General features: G+C 73.1%; 22 protein-coding genes. 5 read left to right on the top strand and 17 right to left on the bottom strand.

Annotated features, from left to right (window positions below):
- The 13 genes from G5C65_RS11365 to G5C65_RS11305 form a co-directional block, all read right to left on the bottom strand.
- The coding region (locus G5C65_RS11365) for an MFS transporter (protein ID WP_165298637.1) at positions 1 to 605 on the bottom strand (605 nt) is incomplete at its 3' end.
- Between the two features lie 27 nt (positions 606 to 632).
- Positions 633 to 1235, bottom strand: a complete 603-nt coding sequence (locus G5C65_RS11360; RefSeq protein WP_165298636.1) for an NADPH-dependent FMN reductase — start codon at positions 1233 to 1235, stop codon at positions 633 to 635.
- Positions 1236 to 1327: 92 nt separating this feature from the next.
- Positions 1328 to 1603, bottom strand: a complete 276-nt coding sequence (locus tag G5C65_RS11355; RefSeq protein ID WP_165298635.1) for an acyl-CoA carboxylase subunit epsilon — start codon at positions 1601 to 1603, stop codon at positions 1328 to 1330.
- A gap of 9 nt (positions 1604 to 1612) precedes the next feature.
- On the bottom strand, positions 1613 to 3163 hold the full coding sequence (locus G5C65_RS11350; protein ID WP_165298634.1) for a carboxyl transferase domain-containing protein: 1551 nt from the start codon (positions 3161 to 3163) through the stop codon (positions 1613 to 1615).
- Positions 3160 to 4056 carry a 4'-phosphopantetheinyl transferase superfamily protein gene (locus G5C65_RS11345; protein WP_165298633.1) on the bottom strand — a complete coding sequence of 299 codons (897 nt, stop codon included), beginning with the start codon at positions 4054 to 4056 and terminating at the stop codon, positions 3160 to 3162. Before G5C65_RS11345 ends, G5C65_RS11350 begins: the two co-directional genes overlap by 4 nt.
- Entirely contained in the window at positions 4053 to 4430 is a 378-nt protein-coding gene (locus G5C65_RS11340) for an acyl carrier protein (RefSeq protein ID WP_165298632.1), read from the bottom strand. The genes G5C65_RS11345 and G5C65_RS11340 overlap by 4 nt, the downstream gene beginning before the upstream one ends.
- On the bottom strand, positions 4427 to 5596 hold the full coding sequence (locus G5C65_RS11335) for an FAD-dependent monooxygenase (protein WP_165298631.1): 1170 nt from the start codon (positions 5594 to 5596) through the stop codon (positions 4427 to 4429). Before G5C65_RS11335 ends, G5C65_RS11340 begins: the two co-directional genes overlap by 4 nt.
- A 3-nt stretch (positions 5597 to 5599) precedes the next feature.
- Complete coding sequence (locus tag G5C65_RS11330) at positions 5600 to 6538, bottom strand: aromatase/cyclase (protein ID WP_165298630.1); 939 nt, start codon at positions 6536 to 6538, stop codon at positions 5600 to 5602.
- Positions 6539 to 6599: 61 nt separating this feature from the next.
- Complete coding sequence (gene fabG, locus G5C65_RS11325) at positions 6600 to 7385, bottom strand: 3-oxoacyl-ACP reductase FabG (RefSeq protein WP_165298629.1); 786 nt, start codon at positions 7383 to 7385, stop codon at positions 6600 to 6602.
- A gap of 89 nt (positions 7386 to 7474) precedes the next feature.
- Entirely contained in the window at positions 7475 to 7747 is a 273-nt protein-coding gene (locus tag G5C65_RS11320) for an acyl carrier protein (protein ID WP_165298628.1), read from the bottom strand.
- Between the two features lie 93 nt (positions 7748 to 7840).
- On the bottom strand, positions 7841 to 9061 hold the full coding sequence (locus tag G5C65_RS11315) for a ketosynthase chain-length factor (RefSeq protein WP_165298627.1): 1221 nt from the start codon (positions 9059 to 9061) through the stop codon (positions 7841 to 7843).
- Positions 9058 to 10329 (bottom strand): beta-ketoacyl-ACP synthase II, encoded by a 1272-nt coding sequence (locus G5C65_RS11310; protein WP_165298626.1) that lies wholly within the window; start codon positions 10327 to 10329, stop codon positions 9058 to 9060. The genes G5C65_RS11315 and G5C65_RS11310 overlap by 4 nt, the downstream gene beginning before the upstream one ends.
- The gene (locus G5C65_RS11305) at positions 10326 to 10652 is read right to left on the bottom strand and encodes a TcmI family type II polyketide cyclase (protein ID WP_165298625.1); all 327 of its coding nucleotides are present in this window, start codon (positions 10650 to 10652) and stop codon (positions 10326 to 10328) included. The genes G5C65_RS11310 and G5C65_RS11305 overlap by 4 nt, the downstream gene beginning before the upstream one ends.
- A gap of 393 nt (positions 10653 to 11045) precedes the next feature.
- Here G5C65_RS11305 and G5C65_RS38515 point away from each other — a divergent pair, with 393 nt between their 5' ends.
- Positions 11046 to 11891 carry a hypothetical protein gene (locus G5C65_RS38515; protein ID WP_206441614.1) on the top strand — a complete coding sequence of 282 codons (846 nt, stop codon included), beginning with the start codon at positions 11046 to 11048 and terminating at the stop codon, positions 11889 to 11891.
- Between the two features lie 162 nt (positions 11892 to 12053).
- On the opposite strand, the gene G5C65_RS11295 is transcribed toward G5C65_RS38515, so the two are convergent.
- Positions 12054 to 12761, bottom strand: coding sequence for a response regulator transcription factor (locus G5C65_RS11295; protein WP_338146325.1), 708 nt, complete (start codon positions 12759 to 12761; stop codon positions 12054 to 12056).
- A gap of 398 nt (positions 12762 to 13159) precedes the next feature.
- On the opposite strand from G5C65_RS11295, the gene G5C65_RS40390 reads away from it, so the two are divergent.
- Complete coding sequence (locus G5C65_RS40390) at positions 13160 to 13795, top strand: TetR family transcriptional regulator (RefSeq protein ID WP_165298624.1); 636 nt, start codon at positions 13160 to 13162, stop codon at positions 13793 to 13795.
- Here the strand turns inward: G5C65_RS40390 and G5C65_RS11285 are convergent.
- The 3 genes from G5C65_RS11285 to G5C65_RS11275 all read right to left on the bottom strand — a co-directional run bounded on the left by G5C65_RS11285 (position 13766) and on the right by G5C65_RS11275 (position 16728).
- Positions 13766 to 14653, bottom strand: coding sequence for an NAD(P)H-binding protein (locus tag G5C65_RS11285; protein WP_338146324.1), 888 nt, complete (start codon positions 14651 to 14653; stop codon positions 13766 to 13768). The two genes, G5C65_RS40390 and G5C65_RS11285, sit on opposite strands and share 30 nt — an antisense overlap.
- 16 nt (positions 14654 to 14669) lie before the next feature.
- Complete coding sequence (locus tag G5C65_RS11280; protein WP_165298623.1) at positions 14670 to 15320, bottom strand: ScbR family autoregulator-binding transcription factor; 651 nt, start codon at positions 15318 to 15320, stop codon at positions 14670 to 14672.
- A gap of 160 nt (positions 15321 to 15480) precedes the next feature.
- Entirely contained in the window at positions 15481 to 16728 is a 1248-nt protein-coding gene (locus G5C65_RS11275; RefSeq protein ID WP_338146323.1) for a cytochrome P450 family protein, read from the bottom strand.
- 172 nt (positions 16729 to 16900) lie between these two features.
- On the opposite strand from G5C65_RS11275, the gene G5C65_RS11270 reads away from it, so the two are divergent.
- The 3 genes from G5C65_RS11270 to G5C65_RS11260 all read left to right on the top strand — a co-directional run.
- A complete protein-coding gene (locus tag G5C65_RS11270) occupies positions 16901 to 17920 on the top strand; it encodes a ScbA/BarX family gamma-butyrolactone biosynthesis protein (protein WP_165298621.1) in 1020 nt (339 codons plus the stop codon).
- Positions 17921 to 18239: 319 nt separating this feature from the next.
- Complete coding sequence (locus G5C65_RS11265; RefSeq protein WP_165298620.1) at positions 18240 to 19115, top strand: SAM-dependent methyltransferase; 876 nt, start codon at positions 18240 to 18242, stop codon at positions 19113 to 19115.
- Positions 19116 to 19221: 106 nt separating this feature from the next.
- A partial coding sequence (locus G5C65_RS11260; RefSeq protein ID WP_206441611.1) for a type I polyketide synthase occupies positions 19222 to 20651 on the top strand: 1430 nt, incomplete at its 3' end.

Raw genomic sequence — 20651 nt, 5'->3', positions numbered from 1 at the left:
CCTTCGGCCCCGGCCCCGGCCGGGCGGCCTGGGGGCAGGGTGTACAGCAGCGCTGCGCCCAGCGGGAGGCCGATGAGGTAGACGGCGAAGGGGGCGTGCCAGGACAGGTTGCCCAGCGCCCCCGCCGCCAGCGGATAGATCACGCCGCCCACGGTGAACGCCGTGGTCCGCCACCCCATCACCCGGTCCCGTTCGGCGCCGCTGTACGCCGCCAGCAGGGCCGCGGTGGAGCAGGTGAAGACGGCGGCGATGCCGACTCCCAGCAGCAGCCGGGAGGCGATGAGCGCCGGATAGGAGTCCACGAACAGGCCGGCCCCGCCCGCCAGTCCGAACACCGCCAGCCCTGCCGCCAGCGGGAGCCGGGGGCCCACCCGGTCGGTGAGCCGCCCGATGAGCGGGCTCGCCACGGCCACGGCGAGCCCGTGCGCGGTGAGGACCAGGCCGCCCGCCGTCCCGCCGACCCCCAGGCTCTGCCGGATCACCTCGATGACGGGCTGGATCGCCACCCCGCCCATCATCCCCAGCGTGGAGATGAACAGGAGGATCACCAGGGTGCCCGGACGCGGGCCGGCCTCGGCCCGCGCGGACGTGTGCGTGTCTGACATGGCTTTCCTCCGGCCGCTCGCGGGGCCCTACTGGGCGCCGGCCGCGGTGCGCAGCGGCTTGAGGGCCCCGGACCAGGCGACGAGTTCGTCGATCATCTCGTGCAGGGTGGGCTCCTGGTGCTCGCCCGGACGCACCACGCCGACCTCGGTCGGGTCGTTGAGCACGAAGTCGGTGAACACGCTCAGCGCGACCTGGGAGCGCACGGGGGCGGCCTGCACCTCGATCATCGACAGGCGCAGATGCTCGGCGGCGCGGACCCCGCCGTGGACGCCGTAGGTCACGAAGCCGACGGCCTTGTGGTTCCACTCCGCGAACAGGTAGTCGATCGCGTTCTTCAGCACGGCCGGGACGGAGTGGTTGTACTCCGGCGAGACGAAGACGAAGGCGTCGTACGCCGCCACCGTCGCCGCCCAGCGCTTGGTGTGGTCGTTTCCGTACTCGCCCATCAGGGCGGGGACTCCCTCGTCGAGCAGCGGCAGCCCGACGGTGGCCAGGTCGACCACCTCCACGCTCACCGCGCCGTCCTTGACGGCCGCGTGCCGGCCGGCGGCGTCCGCGACCCACTCCGCGACGATGCCGCTGCGGCGGTTGGGACGGGTGCTGCCGATGATGACGGCGATCCGGGTCATGTCTGCTCAGCTCCTTCTCGTTACTGCGTGAGATGTCACGCTCAGAATTAAAGTACAACGTGCATGGCAAGAAGTAAAGTACCTGCTGTACTTTACTCAGCTCGCCAGGTGCGCGGCCCCTCGAAGCCGCGCTCCCGCTCCGGCCTGGCCCACCGGGCAGCGGCCCGGTGTCGGCGGGAGAGGTCGTCCGGGTCCGCGCCCTCGGCCGCGGCCCTGACCAGCAGCACCGCGGTGAGCGCGGCCAGCTCGGCCGCGTCGGGCTGCCCGCGCAGCACCCGGAAGAGCGGCGGGCGCTCCGCGGTCCCGCCCCGCTCGTCCTGCTCGCCCCGCTCGCCCTGCTCGTCCCGCGGAGGCTGTCCTGTGGCCATCCGCGCCCCTCACTGCGGCTGGTTGCCGTGCTTGCGGCGCGGCAGGTCGGCGTGCTTGCTGCGGAGCATCTCCAGCGCGGAGACCAGCGCGGCGCGGGTCTCCGCCGGGTCGATCACGTCGTCGACCAGGCCGCGCTCGGCCGCGTAGTAGGGGTGCATCAGTTCGGCCCGGTACTCCTTCACCCGGCGCCGCCGGGTCTCCTCCGGGTCGTCCGCCTCCGCGATCTCCTTGCGGAAGACCACGTTGGCGGCGCCTTCGGCGCCCATCACCGCGATCTCGTTGGTGGGCCAGGCCAGCGCCACATCCGTGCCGATGGACTGGCTGTCCATGACGATGTACGCGCCGCCGTACGCCTTGCGCAGCACCAGCGAGACACGGGGCACCGTGGCGTTGCAGTACGCGTACAGCAGCTTCGCGCCGTGCCGGATGATCCCCTCGTGCTCCTGGCCGACCCCCGGCAGGAAGCCCGGCACATCGACCAGCGAGACGATCGGGATGTTGAACGCGTCGCAGAACTGCACGAAGCGCGCGGCCTTCTCGGACGCCTCGATGTCCAGCACCCCCGCGAGCGACTGCGGCTGGTTGGCCACGATGCCGACCGTGTGCCCGTCCAGCCGGGCCAGCGCACACACCACGTTGGCCGCCCACGCCTCGCTGATCTCGAAGCACTCGCCGTCATCGACCACCTCGCGGACGACCTCCCGCACGTCGTACGGGACGCAGCCGTCCAGCGGCACCAGCTCCCGCAGCTCCTCGGTGAGCCGGTCCGGCGGGTCCCCGGACCGCTCCACGGGCGGGAGCTCGCGGTTGTTCTGCGGCAGCAGGGAGAGGAGGAAGCGCACCTCCTCCAGGCAGGTGGCCTCGTCGTCGTAGGCGAAGTGCGCCACGCCGGAGGTGCCGGCGTGCACATCGGCGCCGCCCAGGCCCTCGTGGGTGATCTCCTCGCCGGTCACGGTGCGCACCACGTCGGGCCCGGTGATGAACATCTGCGAGGTGCCGCGCACCATGAACACGTAGTCCGTCAGCGCGGGGCTGTAGGCCGCGCCGCCCGCACACGGCCCCAGCATCACGCTGATCTGCGGGATGACCCCGGAGGCGCGGGTGTTGCGGCGGAAGATGCCGCCGTAGCCGGCGAGCGCCGCCACCCCCTCCTGGATACGGGCCCCCGCGCCGTCGTTGACGGAGACCAGCGGGGCGCCCGCCGCCAGGGCGCGGTCCATCAGTTTGTGGATCTTCCGCGCGTGCGCCTCGCCCAGCGCACCGCCGAAGATGCGGAAGTCGTGGGCGTAGACGAAGACCGTCCGGCCGAACACCGTGCCCCAGCCGGTGATCACACCGTCCGTGTACGGCCGCCTCTGCTCCAGCCCGAAGCCGGTGGCGCGGTGCCGCCGCAGCATCTCGGTCTCGCGGAAGGACCCCTTGTCCAGCAGCAGCTCGATGCGCTCGCGGGCCGTCAGCTTCCCCTTGGCGTGCTGCCGCTCGGTGGCCCCCGGGTCCGGCCCCCGGCGCGCGGCGTCCTTGATCGCGCCGAGCTCGTCCAGATGATCGGTGTCGGTCACTGTCCCTCCTGTCCGGTCGGTCCCACTCCGGTGCGGTGGACCCTTCGGTCCACGGTGATCAGGCCGGCGGCGCCCCCCTCGTACAGGCAGTCGGCGGGCAGCCACCGGACCCGCTGCGGCCAGGCCGCCGCCCCGCCGTCCGCACGCACCGCGGCGGCGGCCGCGTGGGTGGGGGCGACGGGAGAGCCGCACGGCACGTTGGCGACGGTCCAGCCGGAAGGCCGTGCGAAGCCGCCGTCCGCTCCGTCCGCTCCGTCCCGGTGGCCGTCCCCGCCGAGGTAGTCGGCGGCCAGCGAGCGGCTCAGTCCGGTGCCGATGCCCTTGAGGTACGCCTCCTTGCGCGTCCACAGCCGGCCGAAGGCCAGCCGCCGCCGCTCCGGCGCCACCGCCTCCAGCTCGGCCTGCTCGGCCGGGTGCAGCGCGGAGGAGCACAGCTGCACGGTCTCCTCGCCCGGCAGCCGCTCCACATCCACGCCGACCGGCGCGGTGGCGACGCCGAACAGCGCCAGGCCGTTGCTGTGCGAGAGCGAGAAGTGCAGCGCGGTCGGCGGGTACGCCACGGCCGGGCGCCCGTGCGCCTCCCCGCAGCCCGGACACGGCTCCTGCGCGAACCGCAGCTCGCCCGGAGCCGCCCCCAGGTACGCGGCGAGCAGCCGGCGCAGCCCGATGTGCGCCGAGAGGTACAGCAGCCGGTCCCAGGGCAGGCAGAACGCCGCGGCGCGGGCCCGCTCGTTCTCGTCCAGCTCCGTGGTGACCAGCTCGTATCCGAACGGCTCGGTCCACGACTGGCGCAGCAGCCACAGATCGAGCCAGCCGCCGTCCGCCCGCCCCGCGCCTCCGGGGCCTCCCGCACCTCCCGGGCCGCCGGTGCGCCGGGAGCCGGGGGTCCTCACCCGGGGCTGCCCGGAACCGGCCCCTCCTGCGCGCGGCCCGCCGCCGGGAGAAGCGTGGACGGATCCTCCAGCCGCAGCGCCACCGTCGTCGCCAGCCCCGCCATGCTCTCCTCGCACAGCGCGGACACGGCGCCGACGTCCACGCCGAAGGAGACCTCCAGCAGCCGCTTGAGGTGCAGCCCGAGGATCGAGCCCACGCCCTGGGTGCGCAGCGGGCGCCCGGTGTTCATCCGGTGCGCCGGGGGCACCTGGAGCAGCCCGGCCAGCTCCTGGGCGACGAACTCCTCGATGGCCCGGGTCCGTTCCGCGGTGTCCAGCGCGAGCAACCGGGCCGGGGAGGGCGCGCGTTGCTGCGGCACGCTTGTCACGCTCATCTGTCTCGACTCCCTTTCTCGATGGGGGGCGCCAGGCCGCTGATCGTGCGGGCGAGGTGCCGTCGTACCGGCGCGTGCTCCATCAGCTCCGCGACCGTGGCGCGCAGCGGCTCCACCTCCGGTCCGCCGAGGAGCAGCTGGGCCTGGGCGTCGATATGCGCCAGGGCCCGGCGTCCAGCGGAGTGGCGGACCTCGTGGTAGGAGTCGAGCAGCGCCTCGTCGGTCGGCCCCGCGCACTGCGCCGCGAGCTTCGGGCCCAGGTCGGCGGCGTCCTGCAGGCCCAGATTGAGGGACTGCCCGCCGACCGGCAGCTGCACATGCGCCGCGTCCCCGGCCAGCAGCACCCGGCCGCGCCGGTAGCGGGCCGCCTGGCGGAGGGCGTTGCCGAAGGCGTTCAGCCACAGCGGGGTGCCACCGCCGATATCCTCGCCGGTGATCCGCCGCCAGGCGGCGGCCACCTCCGGGAACTCGGGCGGTCCGGTGCGGCGCCGCGGGACGCTGCCGTACTCGTGCAGCATGACCCGGGTGCTGCCGTCCGGCCAGCGGGAGGCGATGGCCAGCCCGTTCGGGTGGCGCTCGAACCGCCGCCCCGGGATGTCCACTCCGGCGACGTCGGCGCGGAGCAGTTCCCTGGTGGCGGGGGTGCCGGGGAAGTCGAACCCCGCCAGCCGGCGTACGGTGCTGTCCTCGCCGTCGCAGCCGACCGCGTACCGCGCGGTGACCGCGAACGGCGCCCGTTCGGGCCCGATCGCCCGCGCCGTGACCGCCTGGGGCCCCTGCTCCAGCCCGGTGACGAGCACCCCGCGCCACACCTCGGCGCCGAGCCGGACAGCCCGCTCCCCCAGCACCGCCTCGACCCGGGTCTGCGGCGCCTTCCACTGCCCGGCGAACGGGTGCCCGGGGTCGGCCTCGGCCAGCTCCAGCGGGAGGCCGCCGAAGTGCCCCGGGCCGCCCCGGGACGGCGGGCCGAGCTCCGCCAGCAGCCCCCGCTCGGCGAACAGCTCCATGGTGCGGGCGTGCAGCGTGGAGGCGCGGGACTCGGCGGTGGGCCGCTCCAGCCGCTCCAGCACGGTCACCCGCGCCCCGCCGGTGCGCAGTTCGCAGGCGAGCAGCAGCCCGACCGGGCCCGCGCCGACCACGACCACATCGGTGTCCAGCGCGGCCATGGGTCAGCTCCGCGCTTCCGCGTACTCCCTGGCGTGCTCCAGGGTGGCCCGGCTGTTGTTCCCCAGCGCGTCCCGCAGGAACGCGCGGGCCTCGGGCACCCCGGCGCCCTCGCCCAGGACGGCGGTGATGTTCTCGGTGTTGACGGCCACGGTGTGCTGCGAGGTGGCCCTGGTCACGCCCGCCTCGACCTCGTCGAGCTGCCAGTACCCGGTGTGCAGGGTCATCAGCGCGGGCAGCGTGGTCTGCTTGTAGGCGATCCGGTGGTGCGGGAAGCAGACCCGGACGGACTCGGTGGTGTGCGAGGAGCCGTCCTTGGTGCGGGTGTCCATCCGCAGGGTCTGCAGCCCGGGGGTCTCCTCGCGCAGGTCCACGGCGGCGACGTGCGGCAGCCGCTCCTCCCACAGCCGCGCCTCGTTGAGGAAGTCGTACACGTCCTTGGCCGCACCGCGGATCTCCACGGTGTCCTCGAAGGAGAGCGACAGCTCCGCGCGGTGGGTGAGGTGTTCGGCGTTCGTCCTCAGCGCGGCCAGCTCGGAGCGGCTGTTGCGGTCGACGGCCCGGTCGATCCACGCCAGGCCCTCCGGGTCGTCGCCGACGGCCCGGTAGTCGTGCAGCAGCCGCACCCGGGACCGGCCGCCGTCCAGCGGCTCGACGATCCAGGTGCCGCCCATCGCCGCGACGGGCGGCGCCGGGACCTCCTGGCGGAAGGCGATGCGCCGCCGCTCCGGCTCCAGCCGGCGGCGCGAGGTCCAGCTCTTCGCCTCGCCGTTGGCGGTCGCCCAGATGCGGATGCGCTCCTCCCGCTCGCCTCGCTCGACGTGGTCGACCAGGACGGACGGCGGGAAGACCCGCGGCCAGTTCTCCACGTCGGCCAGCAGCCGGTACACCTCCTCCGCCGGTGCCTCCACGGTGGTCTCGTGCTCGACCTCGCGCAGGGTCATGCTCTTCTCCTCTCCGGGTGATCCGGGTGCTCCGGGTGCTCTGGGTTGGTGGTGCGGCCGGTCAGAAGTTGCCCAGGCCGCCGCAGACGTTCAGGGCCTGGGAGGTGAGGGAGGCGGCGGTGTCGCCGGCCAGGTAGCCCACCAGCCCGGCGACCTCCTCGGGCGTGGAGTAGCGGCCGAGCGGGATCTTCGCCTGGAACTTCTCCAGGATCCGCTCCTCGCTCGTGGCGTAGGCGGACGCGTAGCCCTGCCGCACCCGCTGCGCCATCGGCGTCTCGACGTAGCCGGGGCAGACGGCGTTCACCGTGATGCCGGTGGGGGCCAGCTCGTTGCCCAGGGCCTTGGTGAAGCCGACCACGCCGTGCTTGGAGGCGGAGTACGGGGCCCCGAGCACCACCCCCTGCTTGCCGGCCGTGGAGGCGATGTTGACGATCCGGCCCCGGCACTTGTCCCGCATGCCCCCGGTGTTGAGCACCTCGCGGGTCATCCGGAAGACGCTGTTGAGGTTGGTGTCGATCACGTCGAGCCACAGCTCGTCCGCGATGTCGGCGGTCGCCCCGCCACCGGAGCGGCCCGCGTTGTTGACGAGCACGTCGACGGTGCCGTAGCGCTCCACGGCGGCCCGTACGAAACGGCCGATGTCCGCGCCGGAGCGCACGTCGCACGTCGCGCCGTCCACCTCCAGGCCCTCCTCGCGGAGCGCCTTGACGGTGGCGGTCACATCCTCCTGGGTACGGGCGCACAGGAAGACCCGGTGCTCCCGTTGCGCCAGCAGCCTCGCGACGGCGAGGCCGATGCCGCTGGTCGCGCCGGTGACGACGGCGACCCGCTGCTTTCGCTGTGTCATGTCCCACTCCTCGTGCTGGGCCTGTCGGGGTCTGGTGCCGTTCTGTTGGCGGTGGGGTGGCGGTCGGGTGGCGGTCTGCTGCCGGGGCCTCAGGCCGCCTGTCCGGCGGGCGCGAGGGTGGCGTTGACCAGAGCGATCAGGGCCTGGGGCGTGTCGGCCTCCACGAGCTGGTCCTCGTCCAGCCGGATCCCGTACTCGCGCTCGATCCGCCCGCCGGTCTCCAGCAGCGCCAGCGACTCGTAGCCGAGCTCCTCGAAGTCCGTGTCGAGGATGTCGCCGTCCAGGTCGACGCCCTCCGCTGCGCCGGCTCCCTGCAGCAGGATCCGCTTGAGGTCGTCGAGGGTGAACTCGGTGGCTGCCATGGCTGTCCTTCCTGTGGTGTGTGACGTGGGGTCTCTCGGGTGGTGGGCAGGGGCCGGGGCCGCGGCGTGCTGCCGCGGCCCGTGCGGCGGGGGTCAGCCGGCGCAGGCGCGGACGACGACCGCGGAGTTGAAGCCGCCGTGGCCGCGCGCGACGACCAGCGCGGCGCGCAGGGCGCTGCGCCGGGGCTCGCTCCCTACGAGGTCGATGTCGTACTCCTCGGCCGGGGTCACGTGCGGCGTCGGCGGGATGACCCCGTCCCGCACGGCGAGCAGGGCTGTGGCCAGGTCGAGCGGCGCGCCGCCGGAGTTGAGCCGCCCGGTGAGCACCTTGGGGGCCGTGACGGGCACGCCGCGCGGCCCGAAGACCTTGGTCACCGCCTCGGACTCGATCCGGTCCAGTGCGGGGAGGGCCGCCGCGTCGGCGAACACGGCCCCGATCCCGCCCGGTTCGGTGTCGGCGTCCTCCAAGGCCACCTCGATCGCCCGCTGCAGGGCGGGGGCGCGGCCGGAGCCGGGCTTCGGGTCGAAGGTGGCCCCGTACCCGGCGATCTCCCCGTACACCTGCGGGGCCTGCCGCTGCCGTGCGCTCTCCAGGGGCTCCATGACCAGCAGCGCCCCGCCCTCGCCCGGCACATGGCCGCACGCGGCGGCGTCGAAGGGCAGATAGCCGCGGCGGGGGTCGTCGCTGGTGCTCAGCCGTCCTGAGGCGAGCTGGGCGACCCAGCCCCAGGGGCAGAGCGACGCGTCGACGCCGCCGGAGACGATCAGCCGGGTGCCCCCGCGGATGTGCCGGCGGGCCTGGGCCACCGCGTCGAGCCCGCCCGCCTGGTCGCTGACGAGGACGCCGCTGGGGCCGCGCATGCCGTTGCGGATCGAGATCTGGCCGCTGTTGACCGCGTAGAACCAGGCGAAGGACTGGTACGCGCTGACGTGCTGGCCGCCCTTGCTCCACAGGTTGCGCAGCTCGCCCTGGCCGAACTCGAAGCCGCCGGAGGCGCCCGCGGTGACCACTCCCATGTCGTAGTCGGGCAGCTCGCCCGGCCGCACCCCGGCGTCCGCCAGCGCGCAGTCGGCGCTGACCAGGGCGATCTGGGTCATGCGGTCGGTCTGCGGGACCAGCCGGCTGGGCAGGTGCGCGTCGGCGTCGAAGCCGGTGATCTCACCCGCCAGCCGGGCCGGGTAGCCGGAGGGGTCGAAGCGGGAGAGCCGGCCGATCCCGCTGGTGCCGTTGCGGGCCGCGGCCCAGTAGTCCGCCGCGCCCACGCCGTTGGGCGCGGCGACGCCGAGCCCGGTGACGACGACCCTGCCGCTCATGCCGTACTCCTCTCGGGACGTGCGAGCACCATGGCGCTCTGGAATCCGCCGAACCCGCTGCCGACCGAGACCACCGCGTCGGTGCGGTGCTCCCGCGCGGTCAGCGGTACGTAGTCGAGGTCGCACTCGGGGTCGGGGGTGTGCAGATTGGCCGTGGGCGGGACGACGCCGTGCTCCATGGCCAGCGCCGAGGCGGCGATCTCGATCGAGCCGATGGCGCCCAGGGAGTGGCCGACCATGGACTTGATGGAGGAGACCGGCACCCGGTAGGCGTGCTCCCCCAGGCTCCGCTTGAACGCGGCGGTCTCGTGGCGGTCGTTCTGTTTGGTGCCGGAGCCGTGCGCGTTGACGTAGTCGATGGCCTCGGGGTTCAGCCTGGCCTCGTCCAGGGCGACCCGGACGGCCTCGGCCATCTCCCGGCCGTCCGGGCGCAGTCCGGTCATGTGGTAGGCGTTGCAGCGCGAGGCGTAGCCCGCGACCTCCGCGTAGATCCGCGCACCGCGCCGCCGCGCGCTCTCCAGCTCCTCCAGGACGAAGACGGCGCAGCCCTCCCCCAGTACGAAGCCGTTGCGGGTGCCGTCGAACGGGCGGGAGGCGTGCTCGGGGTCGTCGTTGCGGGGGGTGGTGGCCTTGATGGCGTCGAAGCAGGCGACCGTGATGGGGGAGATGGGCGCGTCGGTGGCGCCGGCCACCATCACGTCGACGGTGCCCTCGCGCACCAGCTCGGCGCCGTGGCCGACGGCGTCCAGCCCCGAGGTGCAGCCGGTGGAGACGACGGTGGCGGGCCCCTCGGCGCCGACCGCCCAGGCGGTCTCGGCCGCGAACGAGCTGGGCACGAAGTAGTCGTACAGGTGCGGTACCGCGTAGGTGTGGTCGACCAGGTCCAGCCGTCCGCCGTCGCTGACCGTGCGGTACTCCCAGTCCAGGCCGGTGGTCGCGCCCACCGCGCTGCCGACGGTGACGCCGACGCGGTGCGGGTCGACGCCGGTGAACTCCAGCCCGCTGTCGGCCGCCGCCTCCCGCGCCGTGACCACGGCGAACTGGGCCGCACGGTCGGTGCGCCGCACCTCCTGGGGCGTCAGGCCGTGCAGCTCGGCGTCGAAGTCCGCCTCGGCGGCGACCTGGGAGCGAAAGGGGGAGGGGTCGAAGAAGCTGATGCGTCTGGTGGCGGTGCGCCCTTCGGTCAGCAGGCTCCAGAAGTCCTTGGTGCCGACCCCGCCCGGCGCGATGACCCCGATGCCCGTGATGACGACGCGGCGGCTGCTCACCGCGCGCTCCAGCGGTAGAAGCGCTCCGCCATCGCGTCGGCCGGGGAACGCCAGGTGGCGGGGTCGTACGCCGCGATATGCGGCTTGAGGTCCTCGCTGATGCGGACGAAGCGCGGGTCGGTCCTGGCCGCCTCGATCCGCTCGCCGCCGTCCTCGGAGTCGAAGTCCTGCAGATGGAAGTACAGCCCCCGGTACGCGAAGAGCTGTCGGCGCCGCGTGCCCATACGGTGCGGCATCTCCGTCTCGTCGAATGCGGTGAAAAGTTCCGCCACCTCATCAGCGGAATGCGCGGCCATCCGCGCCACGATCAACGTGCTATGCATTTCTGGAGCTCCTTTCAGGCCGCTACAGGGCCGGAATCGACACCTCCACAGTGAATGCTTCTCGAAGGCGCCGGATCTCTCTCCGGGGGAGGCCGCCACGCGCGCTCCACGCCCGGTCCAAGCGGGCGGAGGGCGCCTCCTGCCATGGGATATCCCCTGCGGGCACACTCCGGAGGAAGCTAGCTATGAGCTTCTTCGGAATCTCGGCCGCCGTCAAGGTTCCCCCTTTAAGTAAACGACAAGTCCAGGTGAGGAAAGCGCAACCCGCGCCGCGTACGGCAAACATCGTGACCGGCACCACAAAACCGTGAAACGGGCCTTGAGCCACCCATTGACACCTTCTAGCGTCCACCGGGCGAGTGCGGAATACACCGGAAACGAGGGGAGAGCGAAATGGAGCGTGTGCAGCCCTGTGCCGGGGCCGGGTGCGACCGCAGGCAGCGCGCGGGCCACGGCAGGCGCAGCGCGGCGGGAGGCGGCCGCCTGTGCCGGGTGTGCCGGCATCAGCTCGCGGCGGAGCTCGCGGAGCTGCCCCGGCTGTACAGCGCCTGCGAGCAGGTGCTGGGCGGCGGGCGGCAGGAGGCGGCCGCGGGGCAGTCCCCGAGCGCGCCCCCGGGCGGGATGCCGTTCAACACCGCGGCCTGCGAGGCGCGTTCGTCCATCGTGGCGGTGCTGAGCTCCTGGTCGTCACTGGTGGCCGAGGAGCGCGGGCCGGCCCGGCCGCGCCGCACCGTCCGCGATATGGCGGCGTTTCTCTCCCGGCACCGCGAGTGGCTCGCGCGGCACCCGGCGGCGGGCGACGTGAGCGGCGAGATCTCCCATCTGGCGCGCTGGGCCTACCGGGTGGCCGACCCGGATCCGCAGCGCCGGGTGCCGGTGGGCAACTGCGCCGAGAGCGGCTGCACCGGCTCGCTGGCGGCGTACGTACGGCCCCAGGCGCCGGGCAGCACGGCGGAGATCCGGTGCGACGCCGATCCGGAGCACCGGTGGACCGGCGAGGAGTGGACCCGGCTCGGGCACCGGATGCGGCGCCACTCCCCCGCACCGGCGGCGGGAGAGGGGCCGGTCACCTGGCTGACGGCGGCCGACATCTCCCGGCTGTGGCACCTTCCGCAGGGCAGCGTCTACCGACTGGCCAGCGAGCGGCGCTGGCGCCGCCGCAGCCGGGGCGGCCGGACGTACTACCACGGCACGGATGTGACGTCGGCCCTCCAGCGCCGCGAGCAGCGCCAGACGTGAGCGGTGCGGCACCGGCGTGCGGTCCAGGGCGTGCCCGGCGTCTCCTGCGGTAGGTGCCACGGTGCCCCGTCAGGGACGCGGGGCCCGTGTCCATCGGGGCCGCAGACCGCGACGAGACAGCAAGGGGCAGCCCCGGCCCGGCGCCATCCGCCAGGGCCCCCTCTAGACCTGGCCGAAGGTGAAGCCGACGCCGCGGACGGTACGGATCCAGGCGCCGGAGCCGAGTTTCCGCCGCAGCGTGCTCACATGGGTGTCGATGGTCCGGCTCACCTGGGAGCAGTCCGCGTGGTGGCGCATGGGGTCTCCCCAGATCTCCGCCATCAGCCGCCGGCGCGGAATGACCACCCCGGGATGGCTGGCGAGATAGTGCAGCAGATCGAACTCCTTGCGGCTGGTCGCTATCCACCGGCCGTGCAGCCACACCTCGCGCGTGGCCGTGTCGATACGCAGCGGGCCGCGTTCGACGACCGGTTCGGGCGGCGCGGGGCGGCTTCGGGCGCGCCGCATGACGGCGTCGATCCGGGCGATCAGCTCCCGGAAGCCGTACGGCTTGTCCAGGCAGTCGTCCGAACCCGCCTGCAGTCCGAGCACCCGGTCCAGTTCGGTGCCGCGGTCGGTGAACGCGATGATCGGGATGTCGCAGGCGGCGCGGATGCTCCGGCACACCTCCAGGCCGTCGATGTCGGGCAGCTCCAGGTCGAGCAGCACCAGATCGGTGTCGGCATAGGCCCCCAGGGCCCGGGCCCCCGTGGCGGCCGCCGCGACGTCGTAGCCGTGCCGCCGCAGACCGCGGACCAGGGACTCCGCAGTGTCTTTCTCATCTTCAACTACGAGCACATGCATGGCGTTCCCCAGTGTCGAAGCGCGCACCGGCCCGAGGGGGCGGCGCGCGGATGCGCCCTCGCGCGAGCTCCTGCGCGAAGGCGCAGTCGTCTCACACCGTGCCAGGCCACTATAACAAACCAACTGGGCTGTTTTTCAAGGGGAATTCACACCCCCCTACGCCCCCCAGGCCCTCTACCCGACCACAGAGATGTGCGGTACAACCAAGACTCAGCCGGTTTTTCCCCCGGGCGCTCACCCCCACGGGGAGGTCAGCCACGCGCGGCGACCACCCCCAGGGGGCACCTCTCCCAGGGAGAGGAGCGTCAAAGAAACAGCGCAACCGGTCTTGTTTACTTGATCTATTCCGCTTATCGTTACGCAAAGTGGCGACCGATGGCGGCGGGTGTCGATCCGCCGCCAGGGAAGAAGAGACAGGTGCTCCCGTGCAGCTACGCGCCGAACAGACTCGCCGCGCCCTCCTGGACGTCGCAGCCACGCTCTTCGACGCCAGAGGGCTCAGGGGAACCGGGCTGCTCGACATCGCCCAGCGGGCCGGCGTGAGCAAGGGCGCACTGTACTTCCACTTCTCCAACAAGGAGGAGCTCGTCCGCACGGTCGTCGACGAGGCCCGCGCCCAGGCCCACGGGTTGGCGCGGCGGCATCTCGGCAGGAACCCTTGCCAGCTGTCCGACATCGCCGCCTTCGTCACGGCGCTGACGCAGGAGCTGCGGCGGGACGTCGTGCTCCGCGCCGGGCTGCGGCTGGAGAAGGAGGCGCAGGAGTGCAGGCAGCTCCACGGGGGCGAGGACGGCGAGGACGGGGAGGGCGGCAGCGCCCGGCTCCAGGCCGGGCGCCCCACCCTGCTGGAGGAGTGGATGGGCTGCCTGCGCGACCAGTGCGCGGGCCATGACGGCGAAACCGCCCTGGCGGACCTGCTGACCGCCGTCACCGTGGGCCTGGAGTCCCTCGGCCGTGCGGACCCCGGCTGGTGGACCGAGGACACGGTGGAGGGCATCTGGAAGCTGCTGTGCGGGATGGTCCCGGAGGAGTCACCCGCCGGCCGCTCCGAGCCGGGGTGAGCCGGGCGCCGCAGTGAAGTGCCCCGCATGGTCGCGTGCCCACTCCGCGAAGCGGCGCGGGGGACGCCCCAGCAGCCGCTCCAGCGCGGGCTCGGTGCCGCTGCGCCGGCCGGCGCACGCCAGCAGCGCCTCCGCCAGTTCGGACCCGTACCGGCGCGCGTAGCCGTCCAGCGCCCGCTGGCGCGGCTCTTCGCGGCACTCCAGCTCCCGCCCCAGCGACTCCCCCAGCAGCCGCACCCGTTCGCGCGCGGTCAGTTGCTCGGGGCCGGTCAGCGGATAGGCGCGGCCGCGGTGTCCCGGGCCGGTGAGGGCGAGCACGGCCGCCTCCGCCACATCGCGCGGGTCCACACAGGCGGCGGGCACGTCCGCGGGCCAGGTCCGCACGGTGTCCCCCGCGCGGACCGCCGGGGCCCAGCCGAGGCTGTTGGACATGAAGGCGCGCGGCCGCAGCAGCGTCCACTCCAGCCCGGACTCGCGCGTCAGCCGCTCGGTGGCGCGCTGCCAGCGGGTGATCATGTCCTGCGCGTCCGCGTCCGCGACGCCCTGCGCGGACAGCTTCACCGCGCGCCGGACCCGCGCACCGCGCGCGGCCTCCAGCAGAGCGGCGTCGTGCGCGGTGGTGCGCGGGTCGCCGGTGACGACCAGCATCGCGCGCACCCCGCGCACGGCGGCCCGCAGCGAGGCCGGGTCGGCGTAGTCCCCCGCCGCCACCTCGCAGCGGCCCGGCGGCGGGACGAGGCGGTCGGGGCTCCGGCTCAGCAGCCGTACGGCGTGCCCCGCGCGGGCGAGTTGGCGGGCCGCCGCCCCGCCCACCGTGCCGCTCGCTCCCGTCACCAGGATCACGGCTTCCTCGAACACAGCTCTCCCCGTTGCGTCAGACGGCGGTGGGCTCGTACTCCATCTCGACGGCGATCCGGGCCCCCCGGTCGTGCGAGACATCCAGCGCGACCAGCACGGCGGGCACCGCGATGGCGGGCAGCACATGCCGGAACAGCGTCGCCACCCGTGCCTCCATCGCCTCCGGGCCCTCGCTCGCCTGGACGACGAGCTGCACGCCCACCCACGACTGGAGGGTGAAGGTGGCCGTCTCGACGGGGTCGACGTGCGGCAGCAGTTCGCCCCGGGCACGGGCCTGCTCCAGCAGCCCGGTCGAGAGGGTGATCCAGGAGTTCCACGGGCCCTTGACCATCCGCTCCCGTATGTGCGAATCCGCGCTGAGCCGGACCCCGGCCCGCAGCAGCGGATCCCGGAAGGTGCGGTGCGCGAGGAGCATGCCCAGGTCCGCCCACTCCTGGAGCTTGCTCGGGCGCTCCGGCACCGCGAAGTCCCGCACCTGCTCGTCCAGTACCGTCTGGAGCAGCTCCTCCTTGGAGGTGAAGTGGAAGTACAGGGCGCCCTTGGTCACCCCGGCGCGGGAGATGATCTCGGATATGGTGCTCGCTCCGTACCCGAGCTCGGCGAAGACCTCGGCCGCGGCCTCCAGCACCTGGCGGCGCGTCCTCAGTCCGCGTTCCTGCTGCGCCATTGCACATCTCCCACTTCCGCCGACGAGCGCGGGCGGCGGGGCACCCCGCCGACTCCCGGCCTGTAGAAACAAAACCAAACGGAAAGTATGTTACACGCTCATCGACTCCCCGGCGCCGCTGTGCGCCCAAGTGTTCCGCGAGCCCCGCGTTCCCGCGCGCTCAGCCCGGCGCCGCGCGCCCGAGCAGAACCGGAACGGAGCGGTGCCCGTGGGAGATGAACGACTCCAGGGGGACGAGCTCCTCCTGATCCACCGCCAGCCGCAGCCCGGGGAAGCGGGCGAAGAGCGCGGGCAGCGCGGTGCGCGCCTCCAGCCGCGCCAGCAGGTGCCCGAGGCAGTAGTGCACCCCGTGGCCGAAGGCCAGGTGCTCCTGGCGGGTGGGGCGGGTGACGTCGAACTCCCCGGCGCTCTCCCCGTGCACGGACGGATCGCGCCCCGCAGCGCCCGGCGAGACCAGGATCGGCTCCCCCTTGGCGATCACCCCGCCCGGCACCGGGATGTCCTCGACCGCGTAGCGCAGCGGGATGTAGGAGACCGGCCCGGCCACCCGCAGGGTCTCCTCGATCACGTCGTCCCAGCCGGCTGCGCCGGAGCGCACCTTCTCCAGCTGGTCCGGGTGCCGCAGCAGGGCGCAGACGGCCTGGTCGAGCAGGTTGACCGTGGTCTCGTGGCCGGCGCCGATGATCAGCAGCACGGTGTCGACGAGCTCCCGCTCGCTCAGCCGGGCCCCGCCGCCCTCGCCGTCGCGGGCCGCGATGAGGTGGCTCGTCATATCCGCGCCCGGGGCCGCCCGCTTGGCGGCCACCATACGGGCCAGAATCCCGTACAGCTCGCGCTCGTTGGACCGGGCCGCGGTGGCGGAGGTCGTGGTGGTGAACATCACGTCGACACGCTGCCGCAGCTCCCCGCGGACCCCGGCGGGCACGCCGAGCAGGTCGCAGATCACCTTGATCGGCAGCGGGTACGCGAAGGTCTGGCGTAAGTCCACCGGGGTGTGCGGATCGCCTCCGGCGAGCCCGTCGAGCAGCTCGCCGGTGATCGCCTCGACGGTGGGGCGCAGCGCGGCCACCCGGTGCGCGGTGAACGCCTTGGAGACCAGCCGGCGCAGCCGCACATGGTCGGCGCCATAGGCGGTGAGCATGTTCCGCACGGACACCCAGAACGCCATCGGCCAGTCCTCGTCCACCTCGCCGTTGATCCAGACGGGCCAGTGCCGGTAGGCGTCCTTGGAGACACGCGGGTCCAGCAGCAGCTGCTTCACCAGGTCCCGGCTGGTGACCGCCCAGGCGACCACGCCGCCGGGCAGCTCCACTCGGGTGGCCGGGCCGCGCGCCCGCAGGCGGTCCCACTCACCGGGCAGATCGCGCCCCGCCGTGTCGAGTGCGACCGGACAGACAGCTCCGCTCACGATCCGATACCCCCTCAGCTCCCGGTACCTCCAGGTCATCCCGCCGCGGCGGCGAGCCGACGGCGGGGTACCCGAGAAGACTTCCCCGTACCCGCTTGAAAAAAACCGGCCGTTCAGTACTCTTTGAGTGTTCCACCTTCGCCATCCCCACCCATTTCCTAGGGAGATGACCATGCTTGGAACGACTCTCTCAGCGCACTTACCGGACTCGCCGACACCGCCCTGCGGCCCCGGCCTCACCGCGACCGTCCCCCGGGAGCTGGTGCATCGCAGCGCCGTCGCCGAGGTCTTCCTGACCGGCAGTGCCCAACCGGAGGAAGGGGGGTTCACCCTCACCGGCCAGTGGCCGCGGGCACACGCCTTCTTCACCGACGACACCGGCCCGCGACACGATCCGCTGATCGCCGCGGAAACAATCCGTCAGGCCGGTCTTTATCTGGCCCACACCGCCTTCGATGTGCCCCTGGGGCATACCTTCCTGCTGCGCCGCATGGACTTCGCCACCGTCCAGGAGCAGCTGGCCATCGGAGCCCAGCCCACCGACATCACCCTCGACGCCGTCACCGGCCAGGTGCGGAGGCGGCGCACCTCCGCCACGGTGGAGCTGCGCTTCACCATCCACCGCGACAACCGGGTCGTGGCCACCGGCGGCGGCGAGTTCAACTGCCTGGCGCCGGAGGTCTACCGGCGGATGCGCGGGCCGTACGCACAGGCCGACATCCACGCCCTGACCGACAGCCACGCGCCGCTGCCGCCGGCCCTCGTCGGACGGCAGGCCCACAAGGACGTGGTGCTGGCCGCCACCGCCCTGCCCCACCAGTGGGTGGTGTGCCCCGACCCGCGCAACGCCGTGCTCTTCGACCACGCCGGGGACCACATCCCCGGCATGGTGCTGCTGGAGGCCGCGCGGCAGGCGGCACACACCATGTTCGCCCCGATCGACTCCCGGCCGCTCGCCGTCTCCATCCACTTCGAGCGGTACGCGGAGCTCGACACCCCGTGCACCGTCAAAGCCCGCTGGATGGGCGCCGTCGACCCCTCGGGCACGGTGGAGGTGACCGGCCGGCAGGCGGACGTGACGGTCTTCACCAGCTACCTCACGGGGGTGGGCACACCGCGGCCCCCCGAAGCGAAGGAGGAGCAGCCCGCGCTCGCTCCCCGCCCGTCCCTCACCTGGCGCGTTCCCGCATGAGGACCGTCGTTCCCGGCCCGCGGGGGATGCCGGGGCCTGACTCCGCGGTCGCCCTCAGCCCTCCGGAAGGAGGCTAGCCGCCCCGGGCGGCGTCCCCGGAGCACGGGCTCCCGGAGCCGTGCCCGGACGTATCCCTTCTCCCTCGGTGGCCGCTCACACCGGGGGATCCCCGCTCTCCACCGCACCGGCCGGCCAGCGGCAGGGCCCCTGCCTCGGGCTTTAGCCGGGCGTTGCCGAGGCTTCGGGCGCTCCTGAGTGGATCCACTCCTGGGGGCCCGCGACACGCGCCGCAGACCCGGCGAGCGCCAGGAGGAGAGCCATGACATCCGCATCAGCCGTGCCGCCGACGGATGGCCGGGTGACCGACTACTACAGCGCGCTGGGGCCGCTGATCCAGCTCGCCTGGGGCGACAATCTGCACTTCGGGTACTGGGAGGGGCCGCAGGACCGGAGTTCGCCGCAGGAGGCCACCGACCGGTTCACCGATCTGCTGGCCGGGCGGCTGCGGGTGGGGCCCGGGGACCGGGTGCTGGACGCCGGCTGCGGTGTCGGCCGTCCGGCGCTGCGGGTGGCGTCGTCCACCGGGGCCGCCGTGCTGGGCGTCACCATCAGCGAGCAGCAGGTCCGGCAGGCGACCGAACTCGCCGAGGCCGCACAGATGTCCGGGCAGGTGTCCTTCGCGTACGCCGACGCGATGGACCTGCCCTTCGAGTCCGGCTCCTTCGACGCCGTGCTCGCGTTCGAGTCGATCGTGCACATGGACCGCCCGAAGGCGCTCCGGGAGATGGCGCGGGTCCTCGCGCCCGGCGGACGGCTGGTGCTCACCGACACCTTCCCGGTGGGCGGCGGCACGGAGCCCCCGGACGGCGGCGCCAGCGACACCGGGAACGCCGGGAATGCCGGGAACACCGGGAACGCCGGAAGTGTCGCCTCGCTGGGCCGGATCGAGGACTATCCGGGGCTGGTCGCCGGCGCCGGTCTGCGGCTGGACGAGCTCACCGACGTCAGCGAGCACACCAAGTTCACGTTCATCCGGGTGCTTGAGCGCATCTTCCGCAGCCGGAAGGAGTTCGAGCGGCAGCACGGGGTCAGCGTTGAAGAGGTGTTCGAGTCCCTCAAGTCCGCGCACCCCCAGGCGTCCGTGGACGGAACCGCCGAGGTCGGATGCCTGATCATGGCCGCGCACAAGCCCTAGAAGGGCGTTAGACCCCCTTTAGCCACGGCGTCGACGGTTATTCCGCAGTTCGCCATCCGATGACCATGGGAGTTGAGCGTGACCGGCACTTTCGGCAGGGCCGACGATGGCGAATAACGAAGAGCGGCTTCTCGACTACCTCAAGCGCGTCACGACGGACCTGCGGCAGACCCAGCGCCGCGTGAAGGACATGGAGGCGGCCCGCCACGAGCCGGTCGCCATCGTGGGGATGGCCTGCCGCCTGCCCGGGGGTGTGCGGTCCCCGGACGAGTTCTGGGACCTTCTCGCCCAGGGCCGGGACGGCGTCACCGAGTTCCCCACGGACCGGAACTGGGATCTGGAGGGCCTCTACGACCCCGACCCGGACCACCCGGGGACGTGCTACACCCGCTCGGGCGGCTTCGTCGACGACGTCGCCGGGTTCGACGCCGCCTTCTTCGGCATCAGCCCGCGCGAGGCGCTGGGCATGGCGCCGCAGCAGCGGCTGGCGCTGGAGACCTCGTGGGAGGCCGTCGAGCACGCCGGAATCGATCCGGAGTCGCTGCGGGGCAGCCGGACCGGCACCTTCATCGGCTGCGATCACCTCGACTACTACTCCGACGCCTCCCAGGTCCCCGAGGGCTCGGCGGGCTACTTCACGACCGGCAACACCGCCAGCGTGGTGTCCGGGCGCGTGGCCTACCTCCTCGGCCTGGAGGGAGCAGCGGTGACGGTGGACACCGCCTGCTCCTCCGCCTCGGTCGCCATCCATCTGGCCTGCCGCTCACTGCGGCAGGGCGAGTGCGGGATGGCGCTGGCGGGCGGGGTCGCCGTGATGTCCTCATCGGCCCCGTTCATCGGCTTCGCCGACCTGCGCGCGCTCTCGCCGGACGGCAGGTCCAAGGCGTTCGCGGCGGGCGCCGACGGAATGACGATGGCCGAGGGCGTCGGCGTCCTGCTCCTGGAGCGGCTGTCCGACGCGCGGCGCAGCGGGCACCAGGTGCTGGCGGTGATCCGGGGCTCCGCGATCAACCAGGACGGCACCAGCAACGGGCTGACCGCGCCCAACGGCCCCTCCCAGCAGCGGGTCATCCGGCAGGCACTGGACGACGCCCGGCTGACGCCCACCGAGGTGGACGCGGTGGAGGGCCATGGCACCGGCACCACCCTGGGCGATCCGATAGAGGCACAGGCGCTGCTGGCGACCTACGGGCAGGACCGCCCCGCAGGACAGCCGCTGCGGCTGGGCTCGGTCAAGTCCAACATCGGGCACACGCAGATGGCAGCGGGCGCGGCGAGCGTCATCAAGATGGTGCTGGCGATGCGGCACGGCGTCCTGCCCGCCACCTTGCACGTCGACGAGCCGACGCCGGAGGTGGACTGGTCGTCCGGTGATATCGAGCTGCTGACGGAGCGGCTCGCGTGGCCCCCGGCCGGACATCCCCGCCGCGCGGGGGTGTCCTCCTTCGGCATCTCCGGCACCAACGCCCACATCGTCCTGGAGGAGGCGCCCGCGGAAGAGGCGCCCGAGGGGGACGAGGGAGACGGGGGCGGGGC

This window comes from Streptomyces boncukensis, from assembly GCF_011045075.1.
GTDB classification, from domain to species: Bacteria; Actinomycetota; Actinomycetes; order Streptomycetales; family Streptomycetaceae; genus Streptomyces; species Streptomyces boncukensis.
Note: the sequence above shows the minus strand (reverse complement) of the source record. Positions and strands in the feature narration are given on the sequence as shown.

Excerpts from the sequence above, each read along its gene's own strand:
- G5C65_RS11280 (WP_165298623.1), bottom strand. The coding sequence starts at position 15,320 with ATGGCGCAGCAGGAACGCGGACTGAGGACGCGCCGCCAGGTGCTGGAG.
- G5C65_RS11340 (WP_165298632.1), bottom strand. The coding sequence starts at position 4,430 with ATGAGCGTGACAAGCGTGCCGCAGCAACGCGCGCCCTCCCCGGCCCGG.
- G5C65_RS11335 (WP_165298631.1), bottom strand. The coding sequence starts at position 5,596 with ATGGCCGCGCTGGACACCGATGTGGTCGTGGTCGGCGCGGGCCCGGTC.
- G5C65_RS11360 (WP_165298636.1), bottom strand. The coding sequence starts at position 1,235 with ATGACCCGGATCGCCGTCATCATCGGCAGCACCCGTCCCAACCGCCGC.
- G5C65_RS38515 (WP_206441614.1), top strand. The coding sequence starts at position 11,046 with ATGGAGCGTGTGCAGCCCTGTGCCGGGGCCGGGTGCGACCGCAGGCAG.
- G5C65_RS11270 (WP_165298621.1), top strand. The coding sequence starts at position 16,901 with ATGCTTGGAACGACTCTCTCAGCGCACTTACCGGACTCGCCGACACCG.
- G5C65_RS11355 (WP_165298635.1), bottom strand. The coding sequence starts at position 1,603 with ATGGCCACAGGACAGCCTCCGCGGGACGAGCAGGGCGAGCGGGGCGAG.
- G5C65_RS11305 (WP_165298625.1), bottom strand. The coding sequence starts at position 10,652 with ATGCATAGCACGTTGATCGTGGCGCGGATGGCCGCGCATTCCGCTGAT.
- G5C65_RS11315 (WP_165298627.1), bottom strand. The coding sequence starts at position 9,061 with ATGAGCGGCAGGGTCGTCGTCACCGGGCTCGGCGTCGCCGCGCCCAAC.
- G5C65_RS11320 (WP_165298628.1), bottom strand. The coding sequence starts at position 7,747 with ATGGCAGCCACCGAGTTCACCCTCGACGACCTCAAGCGGATCCTGCTG.
- G5C65_RS11330 (WP_165298630.1), bottom strand. The coding sequence starts at position 6,538 with ATGACCCTGCGCGAGGTCGAGCACGAGACCACCGTGGAGGCACCGGCG.
- G5C65_RS11265 (WP_165298620.1), top strand. The coding sequence starts at position 18,240 with ATGACATCCGCATCAGCCGTGCCGCCGACGGATGGCCGGGTGACCGAC.
- fabG (WP_165298629.1), bottom strand. The coding sequence starts at position 7,385 with ATGACACAGCGAAAGCAGCGGGTCGCCGTCGTCACCGGCGCGACCAGC.